Source organism: Pseudoalteromonas rubra, from assembly GCF_000967655.1.
GTDB lineage: Bacteria > Pseudomonadota > Gammaproteobacteria > Enterobacterales > Alteromonadaceae > Pseudoalteromonas > Pseudoalteromonas rubra_A.
Genome location: NZ_JXYA01000026.1, coordinates 133,970 through 154,629 on the forward strand (window position 1 = coordinate 133,970; position 20,660 = coordinate 154,629).

General features: G+C 48.1%; 17 protein-coding genes. 10 read left to right on the top strand and 7 right to left on the bottom strand.

The genetic code is table 11. The annotated features are described in order from the left end of the window. Positions 1-104 precede the first annotated feature (104 nt). On the top strand, positions 105-656 hold the full coding sequence (locus tag TW77_RS12120; protein ID WP_046005239.1) for a YkvA family protein: 552 nt from the start codon (positions 105-107) through the stop codon (positions 654-656). Between the two features lie 49 nt (positions 657-705). Here TW77_RS12120 and TW77_RS12125 read toward each other — a convergent pair whose 3' ends face one another. Continuing rightward, positions 706-2,493 carry a M61 family metallopeptidase gene (locus tag TW77_RS12125; RefSeq protein WP_046005240.1) on the bottom strand — a complete coding sequence of 596 codons (1,788 nt, stop codon included), beginning with the start codon at positions 2,491-2,493 and terminating at the stop codon, positions 706-708. Between the two features lie 182 nt (positions 2,494-2,675). Between TW77_RS12125 and TW77_RS12130 the strand changes: the two genes are divergently transcribed. The 6 genes from TW77_RS12130 (at position 2,676) to TW77_RS12155 (ending at position 9,746) form a co-directional block, all read left to right on the top strand. Beyond that, positions 2,676-4,208: a GGDEF domain-containing protein gene (locus tag TW77_RS12130; protein WP_046005241.1), complete on the top strand. Its 1,533-nt coding sequence runs from the start codon at positions 2,676-2,678 to the stop codon at positions 4,206-4,208. A gap of 14 nt (positions 4,209-4,222) precedes the next feature. Beyond that, a complete protein-coding gene (ppnN, locus tag TW77_RS12135) occupies positions 4,223-5,566 on the top strand; it encodes a nucleotide 5'-monophosphate nucleosidase PpnN (RefSeq protein ID WP_046005242.1) in 1,344 nt (447 codons plus the stop codon). Between the two features lie 69 nt (positions 5,567-5,635). Next, the gene (gene xni, locus TW77_RS12140; RefSeq protein ID WP_046005243.1) at positions 5,636-6,412 is read left to right on the top strand and encodes a flap endonuclease Xni; all 777 of its coding nucleotides are present in this window, start codon (positions 5,636-5,638) and stop codon (positions 6,410-6,412) included. A gap of 57 nt (positions 6,413-6,469) precedes the next feature. Beyond that, entirely contained in the window at positions 6,470-6,856 is a 387-nt protein-coding gene (locus TW77_RS12145) for a DUF3192 domain-containing protein (RefSeq protein WP_046005244.1), read from the top strand. Continuing rightward, positions 6,853-8,538 carry a hypothetical protein gene (locus tag TW77_RS12150; RefSeq protein WP_046005245.1) on the top strand — a complete coding sequence of 562 codons (1,686 nt, stop codon included), beginning with the start codon at positions 6,853-6,855 and terminating at the stop codon, positions 8,536-8,538. The genes TW77_RS12145 and TW77_RS12150 overlap by 4 nt, the downstream gene beginning before the upstream one ends. 200 nt (positions 8,539-8,738) lie before the next feature. Then, on the top strand, positions 8,739-9,746 hold the full coding sequence (locus tag TW77_RS12155; protein ID WP_046005246.1) for an isocitrate dehydrogenase: 1,008 nt from the start codon (positions 8,739-8,741) through the stop codon (positions 9,744-9,746). Positions 9,747-9,780: 34 nt separating this feature from the next. Here TW77_RS12155 and TW77_RS12160 read toward each other — a convergent pair whose 3' ends face one another. Next, positions 9,781-12,729 (bottom strand): immune inhibitor A domain-containing protein, encoded by a 2,949-nt coding sequence (locus TW77_RS12160; RefSeq protein ID WP_046005247.1) that lies wholly within the window; start codon positions 12,727-12,729, stop codon positions 9,781-9,783. Between the two features lie 402 nt (positions 12,730-13,131). Here TW77_RS12160 and TW77_RS12165 point away from each other — a divergent pair, with 402 nt between their 5' ends. Both TW77_RS12165 and ilvN read left to right on the top strand, forming a co-directional pair. Further along, complete coding sequence (locus tag TW77_RS12165; RefSeq protein ID WP_046005248.1) at positions 13,132-14,853, top strand: acetolactate synthase 3 large subunit; 1,722 nt, start codon at positions 13,132-13,134, stop codon at positions 14,851-14,853. Further along, positions 14,853-15,350, top strand: coding sequence for an acetolactate synthase small subunit (gene ilvN / locus TW77_RS12170; RefSeq protein ID WP_046005249.1), 498 nt, complete (start codon positions 14,853-14,855; stop codon positions 15,348-15,350). The genes TW77_RS12165 and ilvN overlap by 1 nt, the downstream gene beginning before the upstream one ends. 43 nt (positions 15,351-15,393) lie before the next feature. Here the strand turns inward: ilvN and TW77_RS12175 are convergent, their stop codons facing one another. From TW77_RS12175 to TW77_RS12195, 5 genes are all read right to left on the bottom strand, one after another. Beyond that, a complete protein-coding gene (locus TW77_RS12175) occupies positions 15,394-15,669 on the bottom strand; it encodes an HU family DNA-binding protein (protein ID WP_046005250.1) in 276 nt (91 codons plus the stop codon). A gap of 231 nt (positions 15,670-15,900) precedes the next feature. Further along, positions 15,901-17,280: a deoxyribodipyrimidine photo-lyase gene (phrB, locus tag TW77_RS12180; protein ID WP_046005251.1), complete on the bottom strand. Its 1,380-nt coding sequence runs from the start codon at positions 17,278-17,280 to the stop codon at positions 15,901-15,903. Next, positions 17,280-18,251: a YbgA family protein gene (locus TW77_RS12185; protein WP_046005252.1), complete on the bottom strand. Its 972-nt coding sequence runs from the start codon at positions 18,249-18,251 to the stop codon at positions 17,280-17,282. Before TW77_RS12185 ends, phrB begins: the two co-directional genes overlap by 1 nt. 34 nt (positions 18,252-18,285) lie before the next feature. Continuing rightward, a complete protein-coding gene (locus TW77_RS12190) occupies positions 18,286-18,603 on the bottom strand; it encodes an MGMT family protein (RefSeq protein ID WP_046005253.1) in 318 nt (105 codons plus the stop codon). Beyond that, entirely contained in the window at positions 18,587-19,483 is an 897-nt protein-coding gene (locus TW77_RS12195; protein WP_046005254.1) for a LysR family transcriptional regulator, read from the bottom strand. The genes TW77_RS12190 and TW77_RS12195 overlap by 17 nt, the downstream gene beginning before the upstream one ends. 90 nt (positions 19,484-19,573) lie before the next feature. On the opposite strand from TW77_RS12195, the gene TW77_RS12200 reads away from it, so the two are divergent. After that, positions 19,574-20,659: an efflux RND transporter periplasmic adaptor subunit gene (locus TW77_RS12200; RefSeq protein ID WP_046005255.1), complete on the top strand. Its 1,086-nt coding sequence runs from the start codon at positions 19,574-19,576 to the stop codon at positions 20,657-20,659. The last annotated feature ends 1 nt before the right edge of the window (position 20,660 follow it).

The window sequence follows — 20,660 nt, forward strand, 5'->3', positions numbered from 1 at the left end:
AGTGGCATAGTGTTGTTAGCAGTTAAGGTGGGTTTGACAACTTATCAATAACCACCTAACTTCAGACATCAAAATAAAAAATTAAAATCCTCAGGGAGAATCCAGTGTCAATTGAAATCAACTTTGAATTATCCGATGCCGATCTAGCGCATTTTCGTAGCATGATGAATGCGACTATCGAAAAAAGCCAGGGTTTGAGCGACGACGAAATCATCAGCAAGGCCAAAGAGCTGGTCAACAACATGGAAAAGTCTAACTTACCTGAGTTCGTGCGCACGCGCATGATGTCACTTGCCGCACTGATTGATGCAGTACAGGACGAAGAATGGCAAATGCCTGAAGATGAAAAGCGCGAAATCATGCTGTCTTTGGCCTATTTCAGTGAGCCTGAAGATATAGTGCCAGACAATGTGCCTGTGCTGGGTTACATTGATGATGCCATCATGATTGAGCTGGTGTTGCAGGAATTGTCGCTGGATTTAAGTGCTTATCGTCAGTTCTGTGGTTTCCGCGCAACTGAAGAAGCGCGCCGTGGTGATGCCGCAAAAGTTGACCGAGAAAGCTGGTTGGCTGGCACGCGCTCTCAGATCCGCTCTTCTATGCGTCGCAACCGCTCCAGCACGAAGAAGTCACGCTTCTTCTCGAGAATTATGTAATTTAATCGATTTAAAAAAGGGAGCCTCGGCTCCCTTTTTTGTGTCGTGCTTATTGGCTTGTTTGCCCCGCATTAGGATGCGCTACTCCCATCCAGGCGCGATACAAGATCTGCTGACGCTGCGTAGGCTGCGACAGTGCTGTGACCTGTTTTGGTTTTGATTGTACTTCGCTGAGTGTCATTTCTGTGGACATCAGTTTATCGCGACGAATAAAGTCAACAACCACCTTTTGCCCAGGCTCAAACAGTGCCATCGTTTTGTCCAGTGTGTTTCTCACCTGATGCTTGTTAAACGCAACCAGTTTATCGCCACTTGTTAATCCTGCCTGCCAGGCGTTGCCGTTGCGCGCCACATGACTTAACTCCAGCAACTCGCCGTTTGATTTTGCCTGGCCGTCAAAGCCGGCAATAACCTCGCTGCCTGCAGGATATTGATAAGTCAGTCCCACTTTTTCGAACAACGCATCCACATCCAGAATAAACGGCGTATCAATGTTCTTTGCCCACCACTGGGTGTAATCCTGACCACTGATCTCTTTTAGGATATCTAACACATCCTGGCTATTAAACGAGTTTGGCAACGCATGACGCTTTGCCAATAGAGCGTGTACGTCACGGTAACTCACCTTTCCATCACTGTCGTCTAACAGCTTAATGTCCAGCATCATCGACACCAAAGCGCCTTCTGAATAAATATTAGTACTGAAATTTTTGCCATGGTCGCCGCCCTGATTAATCCATTTATCAAAACTGGTTTGTGCCACACTCTGTATTTCTCTGCCCGGCGTCTTTAGGTGGCGATTAATGCGTTTGCTCAGGCCTTGATAATACTCCTCATGAGTAATAATACCGGCACTTAACAACAGGAAACCCTCAAGGTAGCTGGTCGAGCCTTCCGCCAGCCAAAGTAAATCGCTGTAGTTAGGATTAACATAATCGTAAGGGACTAACCCGGCAGGCCGGTAATTTTTTACATTCCAGGTATGGATAAATTCATGTGCCGCGGTAGCAATAAACCCGATGTAATCATCACGTTTGGCGAAAGCATCTCTGTGACGCTGGATAATCGTCGAATTAAGATGCTCGGTTGCGCCTCTGGCACCACTGGTCGCATGCACCATAAATACATACCGCTCATAAGGGTAACCCTGCCAGATGAGACTGCCGGTCTTGACCAGTTTTTTCAGGTCGCTCAGCATCAAATCAACGTCGTAATTGCCCTCTCCCCAGATAACCAGTTCATAATCCCGTCCGTCTACACGAAATTTATGAAGCTGGTTTATGCCAGATTCGATGGGAGAATCGACTAACACGTCAAAATTTGCAGCACTGAAGCGGTGCTCGCTGCCAGCAAAGTCCATTCCCGATACAGAGCGCCACTGCCCGGGTACTTGCATCTCAACGGTTAAAGGTTCATTGCGAAACGACTCGCTGAACATAAAAAAGCCAGAAGCATCAACAAAAGCATGACTATCATCAATATGCCTCGCCCTGAGGCCAAGCTCATTGGCGTAAACCTGGTAATTAACCGTCACCTCAGTCGGGCTATCCAAATGAACACGCCAGGTGCTTTTGTCTATTTTGTGCCAGGTCAGCTCGCGGCCCTCGGCGTCGTTTGCATCAAAGGCGCGGATCCCGTTCGCCAGATTAAGGATTTCATAGCGCCCTGTTCGCCAGTCGGCCAGTTTAATGTCCAAGTGCGCCTGAGCACTTTTAGGAAAGGTAATTTCAACTTCACCCAGATGGTGCTCTGGCTGGGTTATTTTCAGGGTATACTCGACGTCCGACAATGCTGGGAAAGCACTCAATGCAAAGAGCAGAGAACAGATTTTTTTCATAATGGTTCGATAAAAATGTAAATATGGGATTAAACTAACAAAAAAGTCTGATCCCTGCGCTTCAAACACGACGAGTCAACGCTCAAAATAGGTGGATCCACGGCCTAAAATCTTCCACATTTATCAGTAATTTGATGTAGACTTGCTAATGAGTAGGTTAAAACAATAGATGTTAGGTTTCTGTGACTGATAAAACTGCGCGATTAGAGAAAAAACTATCACAAGCGATTGAAGCAAGAAAGGCGCTGGAAGAAGCGAGAAAGCAGCAGGTCGATACCCTGTCGGAGTTTGCGGCTAAACTTACGCTTGGCTGTAAAGGGCAGGATGTGTCTTTGGATAATCTGCTAGCAAAGTATCGCAGTGCACTGGCAAAGGGCATGGACTTTGAACATCTTGCCCCTTTAATAGAAAATACCAGTGCTCAGTTAAAGCAGCTTGATAGCACTAATTCTGCAAATCAACGCGATCTGGTAACCCACATCCAAAGCGCCGGAAAACAACTCCAAAAGCTGCGCGGTGTGCCTGAAAATACACGCCGTAAATTACGTCATTTACTGGATCATGAACTCGGTGATATTGATGCTATCCCAGAGTTCGTGCCTTTATTGGATAAGTTATTGCAGTTCTATCTGCAAGTGTTTGATGCCAAGTACGAGATTGATAGCGAGGCGCAACAAAACGATCCGGAGCTGGCAACTGAGTTACTGGGCCTGACCAACGAGTTAGTATTTGAGGACGACGTGGCCGATGAGGTCACGGCCATCAAGCACAGCATTTCTACCGACTCGAGTATCGATTCATTGCTGGGCAATGCCATCGCCGTTATTCGCATTTTTGCAAAATCCATTGCGCGGGAAAGACAATCCGCTCAGGGTTTTTTGGTATCGCTAAACCAAACGCTTGAAGAGCTCCACAAATCCATCGTTGATACCACCAGTCACTCTAAGTCTATCAACAAAGAGCTCAATGCATTGAATGAGCGCATTGAGGCCAAAATTAAACGACTGACAGAAAACACCCAAAAGGCTTCGTCTATCTCTGAGCTTAAAGGGTTGGTCGATGACGAACTGGCGCAGATTAGTAAAGATCTGGTGGAGCGAGAAAACATTGAGCGACGTGATAAAGAAGCCCTGCTTGAGAGCTTTGATACCATCAACAGCCGCATTAATGTGCTCGAAAACAAAGTGAACACCTATAAAAAGCGGCTCAATGAACAAAGATTCAAAAGCCTGCTCGACGGCCTGACGAAACTGCCTAACCGCTCTGCCTTTGACGATCGCTACAGCCAGGAGTTTCATTTGTTTGAAATCCAGGGCAACGATGTCACTTTAGTCGTGGTGGATGTCGACCACTTTAAATCAATTAATGACAAATATGGCCACAGTGCGGGCGATAAAACACTGCAGGTGATTGCCCGGGCGCTGAAAAAGTCTATTCGTAAATCCGATTTTATAGCGCGTTATGGCGGCGAGGAATTCGTGATCCTAATGCCGGGCATGCCTATTGAAGCAGCCTATGCACCGCTTGAAAAAATCCGTGCAACCGTTAAATCGATCCCATTTCGCTTTAAAGACAAAGAGGTGCGGATCACTATCTCGTTAGGCGCGACACAACTCAAAGAAGGCGACTCCAAGCTCACCGCCTTTGACCGTGCGGATGAAGCGCTATACGAGGCTAAAAACAGCGGCAGAGACAAACTTTGCTTGCGTGAATAACAAGGAGATTGCCTATGCATGTCCAGTTAAACCCAACAGGCGTACTTAATTTACTCTCTAAACTGGAAGTTGATCTGCTGCAACAGACATCGACCATTGAAAAATACAGGCTGTTCAGAAATTGTGTTTTAGCGGTACTTAATGTAGGCAGTCATACCGACTCAAGCTACGAAATCTACAACAAATATCGGGACTTTGATATTAAACTCCTGGCACGTGAGCGCGGCATAAAAATAGAGCTGACCAACCCGCCAGAATCTGCGTTTGTAGACGGTAAAATTATCGCGGGGATACACGAACATATCTTCTCTGTGATCCGCGACATCTTGTTTATTTGCCAGCGTTACGAAGAACAACTCACCGACCCCAGACAAATTACTCACATGGTCTTCGATATGCTGCGCAATGCCGGCGCACTCGAAGTCAATACAGACCCAAATATGGTGGTCTGCTGGGGCGGCCATTCCATTAATGAAGAAGAATACAAATATACCAAGGAAGTTGGCTACCAGCTTGGACTGCGCGGTCTAAATATCTGCACAGGTTGTGGACCAGGCGCCATGAAGGGCCCGATGAAAGGCGCCACCATAGGACATGCCAAACAAAGGATCACCAGCAATCGTTATCTCGGCCTGACTGAGCCGAGTATCATTGCGGCCGAGCCGCCAAACCCAATTGTCAATGAACTGGTGATCCTGCCTGATATTGAAAAGCGCCTCGAAGCCTTTGTCAGAAGCGCACATGCCATTATTATCTTCCCTGGCGGTGCCGGCACGGCCGAAGAGCTGCTTTATTTACTTGGGATCCTGTTGCACCCCGAAAACGCCAAACAACAGTTGCCGGTTATTCTGACTGGCCCTGGCTCATCTAAGGCTTACTTTGATGAACTTTGTGACTTTGTCGAAAAAACCTTAGGCAAAGAAGCGTTGAGTAAATTTGAGGTGCTGGTTGATCAACCAGAGTTAGTTGCGCAAAAGCTAAGCCACGGCATGGAGCAGGTACGTGAATATCGTAAAACGCAGGGCGATGCCTATTACTTTAACTGGACGCTGAAAATTGAAGAGCAATTCCAGCACCCATTTGAGCCCACACACGACAATATGGCAGAGCTAGATTTGCATCTGGCGCAACCTACACAGAATCTGGCAGCCAATCTGCGCCGGGCATTTTCCGGTATTGTGGCCGGTAATGTAAAAGAGCAAGGTATCGCAGCCATAAAACAGCAAGGCCCTTACATACTGAGCGGTGACACGTCGCTAATGACTGATATGGACAAACTGCTACGCGCTTTTGTCGCACAAGGCAGAATGAAATTACCGGGCAGCGCTTACGTTCCCTGCTATCAAATCAAATCTTAACCTGTGCTGGGTAAGGGTTAACCTTACCCCGACACACTAAACTTCTATGACATACCGCTAAAGAGTTACATGGCAAAATTACTTCTTATTGATGCACTGAACCTGATCCGTCGGATCTATGCAATTGATGTCGATCAGGGTGCGAGTGAGCAGCAGATCATGCAATCTTGCAAAGCCCGAGTCCACAATGCCTGCAGTAAGCTGCTCAGGCGCATCGAGCCCAGTCATGCAATTGCCGTTTTTGATGGTGAACGCAGCTGGCGCTATCATTACTATGCTGATTACAAACACAGCCGAAAACCCATGCCTGAACAGCTAAAACAAAATCTGCCGTTTATTGCACAAGGATTTAAAGAATGCGGTATCACTGCGTTTTTCCCGGAGCAGGATGAAGCAGATGACGTCATTGCGACTTTGGCGAGCAAAGCCAGCAATAATCAGGTTCACTCGGTCATTGTGTCGACCGATAAAGGGTTTTTACCCCTGTGCTGTGAAAACATCGACATTTATAATTACTTTTCGAAGTCTTTCACCGGTCACAGAGAGATTGAAGAGAAGTTCTCAGTTCCCTACCATGCTTTGACTGAGCTGTGGGCACTGATGGGGGATAAGACCAATGATATTCCTGGCGTAAAAGGCATCGGAAAGAAAACCGCTATTGAGTTAATCTCAGAATTTGGTCAGGTTGAGCATGCACTCAATGCAACAACACTTGCGAGCGCAACGCGGCGTAAACTGGAACAGGACCTGGATAACTTTATTTTAAGTAAAACACTCGTTTCGCTACAAACTGACATCAATCTTGGCTTTAATTTAAGTCAACTCAGGGTTATTGAGCGCAAATAGCTTGTTGTGTTGCAGCGCTTCCGTTACGCTAGCTTCGGGAGTATTTGGTGTATTTCAATGATTAAAAAGGTTTTACAATACGTTTTTCTCGGCCTTGCCGTATATGGGGTCATAGTCTATCTGGTCATTAATTTTTATAAGGATGACCCGCAAGCGATGATCTGGCAAGACAGGGAAGCCTTTAACAAGCGTTATATCAGTAAACTTAAACCCGATATGCTAATCGAACTGGATGAAGTGCTGGAAACGCTTGGCAGTCCGGACCTGACCTATGTCAAATCAGAGGGCGATCGTGTCGTACAAATCGTGTTTTACAGAACACAGCTAGTTAAACCGGATGGGATCACCACGCAAGATGAGTGCACAGGCCTGCTGTTTGAAAATGGTAAGCTGACGCTTTGGGGCGCAGGCGCAATTGTGGCGTATGACAAGGCTTTTGAATGACGGTCAATGAGGATATAGCAAGACAACTACACAAACTCCTGACTCAGTCTGAGTCAGTATTGTCGCTATACTATGACAAAAGCAGCTGGCCTAAAATTGACGTAACACTGTCTCAGCTGGCGGAGCAATTTACCCGCCTTTACCGACAGGCTCCCAATGCCCTGCATGCACATTTGCATTTTATCTCTGTCCCCTTTCGTCACTCAACCAATGTGCTTGTGAAGCAGTCTGTTGTGCTATGTATGCTTGGGTATGCCCATGGTTATACTGAGCAGATGATCCATGAGCTGTTAGTCGCGGGCTTTGCAAGCGTGCTGTGCGCCAATCGCGAATATGACAAGCAGGCAACCGATAAGCCATTGTCTAAGGTAGAATCGCAAAAACTCAAGCTGCGCCATCAGCTCGCAGTTAAGGTACTTGATGCCGGTCAGCTAAAGTCGCCCCAGATAACGCGGATCCTGGCCCGGCTCAGTGGCTATGAATTGTCCATCAGTCGCAAGAGCAACACCCCACTGTACGACAATGTTACATTGTTGGTTGCCATCGCGACCCAAATTGCCAATGCTTTGATGAAAAAGCATCAGCGCGCTTCCCTGCCCGCTGTCATCAAACAATTATATTTGAACAATACCCATACTTTTGTGCAGGCCAGCTTACAACTGGTCGCTCGTCAGCTAGCTGCCTACCCGGCCGGCGCCGTACAACAGCATCAAGGTAACCAGGCGCTGCTACTTTGCGAAGAGGATAAGCATGCCATTCTGGCCATTATTGAGTCAGGTAAGATCACCCGTTTAATTAAAACACAAAGGCGTCACCCGCAACGCTACCAGGCAGTCCGGGTGTCTGATGCACAACTGCTGTATCGGGTTTGGTCGCGTATCCCGCCCCAGCCCCTTGCAACAACTTCAGATCAAATGACGGAAGCGCTGCATGTAGTCGAACAACTGGGCGGGGAAAATTTTAGTAGCTTCAGAGCAATAGAAAAAACCATCGCCCCATTTAGAGAAATTGAAACGGCTTTATCGCAAGCTGCAAGACTCTACAACCGGGAAGCGCAAAAAGGCGCCAACTTACGCCACTGCCTGACAATGGTTGGTCTGGACGCTGCGGCACTGCTTTGTCAGCGCGTGTTGGTTGAGCAGCTCATTGTGCAACTAAAGCACCCTTTCGCCAAAGATATCTGGCACAAATACCAGTTATTTGCCCAGGTCCTGGCTGCGCTCGTACAGCAAAATTATGGTCATCACTATGAGCATATACTTTCACCGGTCAGTGCAGCCATCGCTTTTATGCTTAAACATCACAGCGTAGACATAAAACGCTTTGTGCACACAAGCGAGTGTGCAGATAACCCTCACCCTGTTTCTCTGGCAAACTTGTATGGTTTTGTGGCATTTGATGAAGAGGCGTTTAAGCACTACTTCCATAATCACTTTGCCAATAGCGACGCACACCGCGCTTTTGAACAGTCCGAGTTGTACAGAAAATCAAAGCTCAAAGGCCTGTCTCTGACCTTTACCGCAGTAAAGATCCTGACTTTACAAATCAGTGACGCCAACTTCCAAACCTCCGCCTGGCAACGACAGGTACTGGATGATCAGGCTAAGCTCCATGACTGGCAAAGTCTTAACGCGCTGCTGGCACATCTGCAATCTCTTGGTTTGTATAATTTGATTGAGTGATATTTACACGATAAATATAATGCATACCGAGCATTCACTATATTTATGGCATTTATCCATTCCTGACTGGAATATAAAGGAATAAATTGCTATAAAACGCGCTTAAATTTTCAAGCGATCCAACATCACCCGAACAGCTCTACTACACTTGGTTAGAATTGTTCTCAGATGTGAATTTACTTTTGATAAAGGAAACATAAATGGCTAAGCAAACTATCACGGTGATCCGTGGCGACGGCATCGGTCCAAGCATCATCGACTCGGCAATTGAAATTTTAAATGCAGCAGGCTGCGAATTCGACTACGAGTACGTTGACGCAGGACTGGCAGCACTGGAAAAAACCGGTGAGCTACTGCCTCCTGAGACGTTAGAAGCCATTGAACGCAACAAAATCACGCTGAAAGGCCCGCTTACAACTCCAGTTGGCGAAGGCTTTACATCTATCAACGTAACACTGCGTAAGCACTTCGGCCTGTACGCTAACGTGCGTCCGGTTAAATCTTTCGAAGGCACTAAAGCGCGTTACGACGATATCGATATCATCACTGTACGTGAAAACACTCAGGGCATGTACTCTGGTCTGGGGCAGGTTGTCTCTGAAGATGGCAGCGAAGCAGAAGCTATGTCTAAAATCACGCGTGAAGGTGCAGAGAAGATCGTAACATTTGCATACGATCTGGCACAGCGTGAAGGCCGTAAGAAAGTAACTGCGGTACACAAAGCGAACATCCTGAAGTCAACTTCTGGCCTGTTCCTTAAAGTAGCACGTGAAGTTGGCGAGCGTTACCCTGACATCGAGTCTGCGGAAATGATCGTAGACGCAACGTGTATGAAACTGGTTATGACGCCAGAAGAGTTTGACGTTGTTGTAACAACTAACCTGTTTGGTGACATCATTTCTGATCTGTGTGCGGGTCTGGTAGGTGGTCTGGGCATGGCGCCTGGTGCGAACATCGGCGAAAACGCGGCAATTTTCGAAGCAGTACACGGCAGTGCGCCAGATATCGCTGGTAAAAACCTGGCAAACCCAACGTCTGTGATCCTGGCGTCTATTCAAATGCTTGAATACCTTGACATGGGTGAGACAGCAGACAAAATCCGCAACGCCGTTGCTGATGTGATCAAATCAGGTGACCGTACTACTCGCGACTTAGGCGGTAACCACGGCACGACTGACTTTACACAAGCGGTTATCGAGCGCCTGTAATATCAATCGGTCTGATTGAATACCAACGCCCTGCTTATGCAGGGCGTTTTCTTATCCTGATTAACAACATTAGCAACATACTTAATCCAAACAAACTACCTGCTGATCCCTCCTGCCCTGAGCTGGCTGTCTCAGACACTGATATATCCTTGGTCACCATCACCTGCTGATTGTCATTCAAGTCAGTCATCGTCGCTGTCACCTGATAGCGCCCGGCGCCCTGATAGGTATGACTGACGGCATCACCATTTGCGCTCTGGCCATCCCCAAACGCCCAGCTAACCGCGTAATTACCCGAGCCACCGCGCATCGACAGGCTTAGGTTGGCAGTCAAACCACTTTGTGCAGCGGTGATCTCGCCGCTCAAAGGAACAGTGACACTTTTCTCAATCGTGTTACTTACCTTGCTACCATTGGCATCCTCCAGAAACACGACTATGCGGTAGAGCCCGGATAAATTGTATTGATGCTGAACTTGTGTCCCTTCTAGTTGAGTCCCGTCTCCCATCTCCCAGCGCACGGTTACAGGCGCAGCTCCACCCTGAAACTGCGCACTGGCAATAATATTACCGTCTTCACCCTTGATGCTGGTATCTAGCAGCTCTAATGGCGCGGCCAGCGTGAACTGCTGTTCAACCGATTGCGTTTCACCAGCGGCGTTTTTGCGGGTAAATGTCACGGTGTAAGTGCCTCGACTATTGTATTGATGAGAAGGCGCAAGCAACTCACTACGATTGCCGTCACCAAAGTGCCATTCAAAGGTATCAGACGTATTTAAGGTTAGTCCTGAAACAGAGAAGCTCACGGTAAGTCCATCTACAGCTGTACGAATTTTTGCTTTGGGTGAAGCCGTCAATTGTAATTGTGCTTGCCTGTACTGATCGGTGACCTCAAGTAGCTCAATGGTTACACCATGCTCGGGCAAGGTCACACCAGAAACAGGCTGCTGAGGGTGACTATAGTCCTGCGCATCACTGAACGTATAAATGGCTTGTAGCTGATTATCACCAAGCCCGGGGTTTTGATCCTCCAACCTCAGTGCGGCATCTCTGAGTTGGATCCGGGTAGCAGCAGGAGTCTCGCTGGTGGTCCTGGGTATAATGCCCTGATCAGTATCTACCACCAATATTTTACCTTCGCCCGGATGTAATGATGTTGAATTATTGTCGAAATTCTCGTTGGCATACCAAACTAGTACGCCTGGCATATAGCTGGCGCCTTGCAATCCCGCGTCTATGCCATGGTGCGACCTGAGTTGCAGATAGTAGGCCTGCTCGAGTCCTTCTCGATACCGGCTTATTCTGCTAAAGCCATGCAAAGACAGTTGCTCAGCAGACTCTCCATCAACCATTACGATAATATTTTCTTCGTCCGAGATGGTGATATCATCCAGTAAGACCCCAAGTCCGTATTCCACACTGTCGGTTTGATAAAGGAATTCCAGAGTAATAGTTTCTCCGGCGAACGCCGCGAGCGAATAGCTGAGCTCAGTAACCTGACTCCCGTTCGCGCCACCTGCAGTTTGTCCACTGTGGCCATCGATATAGTGCATCACTGTGGGATACAGCGGATGCTGTGTCTGAGTGAGGTTACCAACAAGTGGCTGCTGATTTGCTCTGATCTGGAAATAGTCGTAGCCACGTTCAATGTCAAATCGGGCCCGCATGTTCAGGGTCAACGTTTCTGAGTCCGGCAACGCCAGTGTCATGCTCGCCAGATTCAATGTGTTGTTTCCCTGGCCAGAATAGTATTGATACTGCCCGGATATTGGCTCTCCGACATACTCAAGGCTGGCAGGCAGTGTTACTTTGAGCTGATCGGTTTGCCCTGAGAACTCACCTACATGACTGAGGCTGGCCTGATAACCATCACGCAACTGCGCGACGTCGACTTCAACCTGGTTAACCCAGTTGCCACCAAACTTGTTTTGTAGCCTAACCAGATTACGGGGTGAGAAAGAGACGGGTTGAGCGCCCCGCAGCGGACCTAACCAATTACCGCTGGACATCACCGACCAGTTTGCGACAGGCTCTCCAATCGTGCCATTGTTGAGATCATACTCATCTATTAAGCCTAGCTCATGACCGAACTCGTGAACCACCACCCCCACACTCGCATCGATTGGATTAATGGTGTAGTTGTGGATCCGTGTGTCGCTATTTGTAATGCTAACAGGCGTATAACCGTCGTCAGCCACCAAGAACCGGTGTGACCAGATAGCATCGGTGCCCAAAACACCTCCTCCGGCTTCTTCACCAATGCTTGAATGAAACAGCATAATGTGGTCAACAACGCCATCAGGCTCATTCAAAATGCCATCGCCATCGCGGTCGTTTAAGTCGGTGAGGTCATAGTCACTCAGGTTAATAGCATAACGCTCTACCGCCAGCTCGACAGCTTCTTTGACCAGCTCTGCAGCCTTATTATCGCGCCGGTTGCCGACTCTCTGTCCATAATAGCTTGCGTTCTGTGCCGCGGTTAACCAACCAAATACCTCTCCCGACAAAGCAAAGCTGCCACCAGACGCCTGTTGGTAGTACTGATTTGCACTGTTCAAAAGTGTGCCGTCAGGGGCTGCAAAACCCTGCTGTGAAAAAATGAGCTGCTGATAATGGTTAGCTGGATATTTGGGGTAAAACATATCCGAATCGCCCTGCACGAGGCGGTTATCGTCATGAGGGAGATCAGGGAAATCGATAAGGATCGCCAGTATTTTAGCGCCTTGCATTGGCAGTGCTGACGCGCCCTGATAGCCTCTGAGCGACATAAGCTGCCTCGGCGGTTTGCCTGTGTACGGGGATCTGATTGCAGGTCCGTAGGACCCTGATAAATACGCCGAGATCCGCTGTCTGGCCTCATAGTCAGAAAAGCTCCGCCCGGCTTGCTTTTCAAGCCAGAAACGCAGTTGCTGTTGATCCAGTTGCAAAGCCACCACCGGATTTGCAATAACGGCAAAAAGAAGAACTAAAAGGCTGAATTTCATGCTGATTTACCCGATTTGTTGATAGCGACGATAGTAGCAGGTTGATGAGTATATTTCTAAACTCGCTCAAACCGTCTAAAAATGCATTAATTATTCACCCAAACTCAAAATTGCCACCATGAAACACTATGTTTCAATATTTAAAATACCAAATAGGCATAATAATGCACTTTGGACATTTTTGAGCCTTGACACATTCACGGATTCACCTTTAAATAAGAGCATCAGATTAAACTTTTACGCAGATATTAAACATGCAAACATTATTCTTCACAGTTGTGGTACTCGTACTGGTCTTAGTGCTAAGTCCGGCGGGGCCGTTGTGAGCGAATGTTTGCACAGACCCCGCACCAGCGGGGTTTTTTTTTGCCTTTAATTTAAATTTTGCTGAGGAATGAGGTAATGAGTGAGCAATTTAATGGCTCGGAGCTGGTAGTAAAGGCGCTGACCGAGCTGGACGTTGAGTATATTTTTGGCTATCCGGGCGGCTCTGTTCTGGACTTGTATGATGCGTTGTTTGCGCAAAATGACATTGAACATATTCTGGTCCGCCATGAACAAGCTGCCACCCATATGGCCGATGGCTATGCCAGAAGCACCGGCAAAACGGGGGTTGTACTGGCAACCTCGGGCCCTGGTGCAACCAACTGTGTAACAGGGATTGCGACCGCCTACATGGACAGTATCCCCATGGTCGTCCTGTCAGGTCAGGTGCCATCCAATTTGATTGGTGATGATGCCTTCCAGGAAACAGACATAGTCGGTTGCTCGCGGCCGATTGTTAAACACAGCTTTAACTGTCGTGATGCAAGACAGATCCCAACCGTGCTGGCAAAGGCATTCTACCTGGCCAACTCGGGCAGACCAGGTCCTGTGGTGGTTGAGTTGCCAAAAGATATACTTAATCCGCAGCTCAAGTTTGATTATGACATGCCCACACGTATTGAGATGCGCACCTACAACCCAAGCTCCAAGGGTCACTCACGACAAATTAAAAAAGCGGTAGATGCTATTTTGGGCGCTAAAAGGCTGGTCGTCTACTCTGGCGGCGGTATCATATTGTCAAACACCTCTGAGCAACTGACGGAGCTGGTTGAAACACTCAACGCGCCTATCACCAACACTTTGATGGGACTTGGCGGGATCAGTGGCACACACCCCAATTTTGTTGGCATGCTGGGTATGCATGGCTCTCTCGAAGCCAATAAGGCCATGGCCAATGCCGATGTAATCCTGGCATTGGGCGCGCGATTTGATGATCGGGTCACCAATAACGTGAAGAAGTTTTGCCCAGACGCCACCATAGTTCATGTGGACGTTGACCCAACTTCTATCTCCAAGACAATCCAGGCTCATATTCCGGTTGTTGGCAGCCTGGACACAGTCCTTGCACAGCTGCAACATGCGATAGAAAAAAGCGCACTGCGTATTGACCGCGCTGCACAAGAATCTTGGTGGCAACAAATTACAGCGTGGCGCGAACAACGCTGCCTGGCTTATGACACACAAGATGACAAAATAAAGCCGCAAACGGTCATTGAGAAGCTTTATCAGGTTACCCAGGGAGACGCATACATCTGCTCTGATGTTGGTCAGCATCAGATGTTTGCGGCGCAGTACTACCCTTTCAAACACCCAAGACAATGGATCAACTCAGGAGGCCTGGGTACTATGGGCTTTGGTCTGCCTGCGGCGATGGGCGTTAAAGTGGCGTACCCTGGCTCCGACGTCGTATGCGTTACCGGAGACGGCTCGATACAGATGAACATTCAGGAACTCTCTACCTGCTTACAGTACGGCTTGAATGTCAAAATCGTGTCTCTAAACAACCGCTCTTTGGGCATGGTACGTCAGTGGCAGGATATGATGTATGGCGGCCGTCACTCTAGCTCCTATATGGAATCCCTACCCGACTTCGTGGCACTGGCTGAAAGCTATGGCCATGTTGGGATCCGTGTTGATCATCCCGATGAACTGGACGATGCACTGGCGCGCGCATTTGCTATCAATGACAGACTAGTGTTTCTGGATATCCGCGTTGACGAAAATGAACACGTTTATCCAATGCAAATTAAATTAGGGGCCATTGATGAGATGTGGCTGAAAAAGGGAGTAAAAGCATAATGCGCAGAATACTGGCCATCTTACTGGAAAACGAACCGGGCGCATTGTCGCGCATTGTGGGCTTATTTTCTCAGCGTGCCTATAACATTGATAGTCTGACAGTGGGCACCACAGACGACACAACCCTGTCTCGTATCACCATTACCACCCAGGGTGACGACCGAGTGGTGGAACAAATAACGAAACAAGTTAACAAGCTGGTTGATGTCCTCAAGATCATTGACCTGACCGAAACCAGTCATATTGAACGGGAGTTGTTACTGGTCAAAGTATTTGCTGGCAATGAACAAACCAGAGCCTCTGTAACGCGTGTCACCGATGTGTTTGGCGGCATGATACTGGATATGGGCAAGCGTAGCTACACGGTGCAGCTTGCCAGCAGCAGCGATAAAATTGCGTCATTTCTGGATATGCTCAGACACGAAAGCGATATTATTGAGATGGTGCGTTCTGGTACTGTGGGTATTGGGCGAGGCGATAAAGCGCTCAGGGGATGATAAAACGAGTGGTTAAAAAAAGGGGCTAAAGCCCCTTTTTTTATTAAGGATTAACCTGATCTTTAAGGCCTTTACCCGCTTTAAATGAAGGGATATTTGCCGCTGGAATTTGGATTTCAGCGCCAGTTTGCGGGTTACGACCCGTACGTGCTGAACGCTCTTTTACAGAGAAAGTGCCAAAACCAACCAGTGCCACTGAGTTACCATCTTTAAGAGACTGAGTTACAGCACCAGTGAATGCTTCAAGCGCGCGAGTCGCTGCAGCTTTTGAGATCTCAGCGTCAGCCGCCATCTTTTCAACTAGTTGAGCTTTATTCATTGTATAATTCCTATGTTTTTATAATTTGCCGAAGCGGATTCTATGGTTATCCATTTTTTTTCTTTGTGCAAGCCTAAAATCCCGTTTTAACTAAAATATTTGCGCTATTTCGCCTTATCTGACGCGGGTGTAAACATAACAGGCACAAAAACACACACTTTTTGTTTGCTTTTTAGCCACCGCACCTTAGCCCGCACCAGGCCTGAGCCTGAGAGGCAAACGCCCTATCGATTAAACCTTGAACGCCGTCAAGGCTCTTTCACGCGCCGCCTTATGCTCGACGATAGGATCAACATAGCCATCAATGGTAAATGCCTGCAAATAATCATGGGGAAAGTGAATCGATTTCGCCGGTACATCACTAAGCTCGGGGACATATTTGCGAATGAAGTCCCCTTGCGGATCAAACTTTTCACTTTGGCTAATTGGATTAAAAATCCGGAAATAAGGTTGTGCATCACACCCGGTGCTAGCCGCCCATTGCCAACCGCCATTATTGCTCGCCAGGTCGCCATCTATCAGCTTGCTCATAAAGTAATGCTCACCCTTGCGCCAGTCAATCAACAGGTGCTTGGTTAAAAAGCTTGCGACTATCATTCGCAGGCGATTATGCATCCAGCCTGTTTGGTTGAGCTGCCGCATTGCCGCATCCACTATCGGGTACCCCGTTTTTCCTTCGCACCATGCTTTAAACTGTACCTCGTCCTCGCGCCAACGAACGTCATTGTACTTTTCATTGAAATTAAATCCTTTACACAACTTTGGATAGGCGCAAATTAGGTGGCGGTAAAATTCGCGCCAAATCAATTCGTTGACCCAGCTAAACGCCGGTGCGCTGGTCATTTGCAATAGCTCAGGAAAATGCAGCTGAATTTCAGCAAGTAATTGCTTAACCGAGACTATCCCCAGCGCCAGGTACGGGCTGAGCCCGGAGGTGCCCTTGACGCCCGGAAAATCGCGGTTGTCTTTATAATCAGCCATTTTGTCCTGAATAAACGTCTGCACGACTTTTACCAGCGTTTCATCATCGACCGGCCATTTTTCGGAGCATGCGTCACCCTGAAGCTGCTCAGGTGCTTGCCACTGTTGCGGCGACAGGTCAAGCTCGGGCCAGCCCGGCAGATAAAAGTGTTGTTGCTCATACTGTTTAAGCCAGGCCTTTTTAAATGGCGTAAACACTTTATACATTTCGTTACTGGCCGTTGTTACACTGCCGGGTGGCGCGATTAAATCACCGTCGAACAGCTTCAGCTCTATGCCGGCTTCCAGGCACGCGAGATCTCTGGCCTGCTCATTCACTTCGTATTCCCGGTTAGCATAAACCTGTTGCAGGCCATTTTCCTGACAGAACTGGGCGAGCAGAGCTGGCACCTTAGTGAAGTCACCAGCATCAAGCACATGTAGTCGGATCCCCAACTCGGCCAGCTTATGGCCCAACCAGACTACCCGGCGTTTCAGTAAATCTACTTGCACAGGCGCAGCATTGTGCTGTTGCCATTGTTGCTCACACAATATAAAGAGCGCATCACGTGCCCCATTTTCAACCGCTTCGATAAGCGCTTCGTTGCCATAGGCCCTTAAATCGCGGCGAAACCAGAATAACGCAGACATTAAATTGCATACCTCAGCTTAAGTTCGTTCGGATAAGGATGGAAATAGACTTGCTGCATAAGATAGTCATTTGGATGCATGATCAGATGATGGCGAAGCAGGGTCAACGGGACCTGCAACGGCACTTGACCGACCCGATAGTCATCAATCGCCCTGCACAGCTCTTGCTTCTCAACCTTACCCAGTACTTTTTTAAAGTAGCCCTGTAAATGGGATAACGTGTTCGCCTGATCTTTGCGTCTGGCGGGACGCGACAGAGCAGCCATCAGGCCGCTGATATAATTCGCTCTGAGTTCCTCCAGTGGTGTTCCTTTACCCTCAGCGAGCAGCCTGCCCAAGTCGCGATACGCCTGATAGTTATGACTCATTAGCAAGTACTTGTGACGTGCATGAAAATTAGTCAGTTCGTGTAACCCAGGTTGAGTGGCGACCAGCTCCTGCCAGCTTTTATAGACATAAACACGCATCACAAAGTTTTCTCGCAGATGCATATCATTCAGGCGGCCATTTTCTTCACACGGCAGCAAAGGGTTGCGTGCCATGATCTGCTCTGCAAATATGCCCACCCCTTCAGAGGTATTGCCAGTTTCAGCTTCGTTGTAGATTTTTACCCGCTCCATGCCGCAGCTGGGACTTTTCGCGCAAAAAATATAACCAGATAATTGCTCACCATGTTCATCAGATACTTTCTTGCCATATTCAGCAAGATCCGGTGCGTAATCTTCATCACCATGCGCCGGCCCAACCTTAATGACATCCTCAACCCTCACCTGACGAATGGTTTTTCTGGGAATGGGCAAACCTATTGCCACCTCAGGACAAAAACGCACGTATTCCACGTAGTCGGCCAGTTCGTCCATACAAAAGTTGCTGCGTTTGTGCCCCGAGTCAAAGCGCACTTTGTCACCAGCAAGACAGGCACTGATACCTATTTTAATGGGGGAATTGAAACTAAAAGCTTGCTCTATCATTGCTCTCTCCATAACTTAAAAATGACGGATAGATTTAGCACCACTGGTACTGGCGCAAGGCAATCTTGCCACCCTGTACCTGCACCCCTTCCGAGCGTAATAATTCGCTTTGCTGTCTGAACTTTTCACTCTGGGGTGGAAAAGAAATTTTTCCCTGACTATTAATTACCCTGTGCCACGGCAGACTTGAGCCTGCCGGCAAGTGCTTTAATAAATAACCAACGGCTCGCGCGTGTTTAGGCGCACCGGCAAGCCCCGCAATTTGACCATAAGTGGCGACGCTTCCCTCGGGGATTGCACCAATCAGGGTAAATACCCGTACTCTAAACTCTTCTTTAGTTTCCGTTTGCAAACTGCGCTCCTAATGCCGAGAATTGTTGCCATAAATGTCGCGCTACCGGGCCGTAATGACTCTGATGACGTCGAAAAGCGTGAATGGCCGCCGTGAACTCATGTTGACGGTCGATGATCTCAATGCGTTCCAGCTCTCCGCTTTCAAGCTCCTGACGACAGGTATTAAGACTGGTCAGTGCAAACCCAACGCCCTGTGATAAGAATAGCTTAATGGTGCTGACGTCATCCAATTTCATGACATGGAGTCCACGGGAATAGGCCAAACGTTCGCTGTCAAAGTCGAAGCCACTCTCAACCATGGCCAAACAAGGATATAAGCTCAATTCATCATAGTACATGCGCTTTGGCAACAGACCGCGCTTAGCAACAACGCCCAATTTGGTTTCTCCGATGGCGATGGACTCCAGCTCACCGGTGGCGTGAAACAAATCAAACCAGGGCCCTATCCCTAAGTCGGCGGCACCGGCGTTTACCTGCTCCAACGCGACAAAGCGCCGACCGCTGGAAATCACCAATTCAGTCGAAGGAAATTGCTTAAAGGTGCTACTAATCTGCGTGTTATACGTTTCCTGGTGGCACATAGGTTCATAACAAATGCGAAATTTTGCCTCATTACCCTGAGAAAACTCATCCGCCAAAATTTTTAGGTGATTATGCTGTTCCAGCAGCTTCTGAGCATGCTGATGAAAGCGCTTTCCCTGCTCGGTCAGACGAATACGATAATCCTCGCGCGTCACCAGCGCAAAACCCAATTCATCAGACAGCCTTTTTAAGGCTTGCGTGACAGCCGGTTGTGACTTATATAATCGTTTTGCCGCTGCGCTCAGGCTTTGTGCATTTGCCACAGCATCGAGTACCTGAATATCTGCCAACTTCATAAATAAAATTTATTTTATACCAAAGTTTTAATAATTTTTATTTTATGCCTAAATTCATTATCCTGCACTAAATTTTAGTCTGAGGGAGTAATTTTGGTGAATAAACTCGCACTCTTTTTTCCAGCTTTGTTGTTATTGTCAGCTTGTCAGGACGCTGTGCAGCAAACCACGACAAGCCAGGTCATACGTCCAGTAAAACTGCATACCGTTGCTGATCCACAGGCCGGCCAGTTACGCAGCTTTCCTGCCGAAGTCGTCGCAAACCAGGGGTCTTACCTTGCCTTTCGGGTCAACGGCGAACTGATGGAGTTTCCGGTGCTAGCCGGTCAGGAAGTGAAAAAGGGTCAACTACTGGCAAAACTCGACCCGGAAGACTTCGAGCTTCAGTATCAGCAGCGCAAAGCCCAATTCGAACTGGCGGTGGCTCAGCTTAACCGGATCGAATCTTTGTATGAAAAGTCGATTACCAGTAAAGCCGAATATGATCAGGCGCTGGCAAACAAGCAAGTTGCCGAGTCTGCATTTAAAATCGCTCAGACCAATCTTGAAAACAGTGAACTCAGAGCCCCTTTCGACGGCACCATTGCCAAGGTGTTTGTGAAGAACTTTGAGAACATTGTCGCCAAACAGAATATTTTACGCCTGGAGACGCGCGACCGTATGGACGTGGTCATTCAGGTGCCGGAAAAACTGGTTGCCCGGGTAAATAAAGATCTCGACTATCATCCGACCGTGATATTTGATGGCTACCCAGACAAATCTTATCTTTTGAACATCAAAGAGTGGGATACCCAGGCCGATCCGGTTACGCTAACCTACAAAGTGGTTTTCTCGCTGCCAATTCCGCAAGACTTTAACTTGCTGGCCGGAATGACTGGCCATGTCTATGTCGACCCGAGTAAGATCACGAATCAAAGTACGTCAGCTATCATTGTGCCTAATGAAGCCGTCTTCTCAGAACAAACTCAGGAGGCTGCGGGCAACCACTATGTGTGGGTTTATAACCCTGACACTCAGTTGGTTTCAAAACGCTCGGTTCAACCGGGTCAGTTACGCCAGCAAGGCTTTGAGATCCAAAGCGGCCTTAAGCCTGGCGATATCATCGTTTCTGCCGGTGTTCATCACCTAAAAGAGGGCCTGAAGGTACGCCCATGGACTAAAGAGCGAGGCCTGTAAT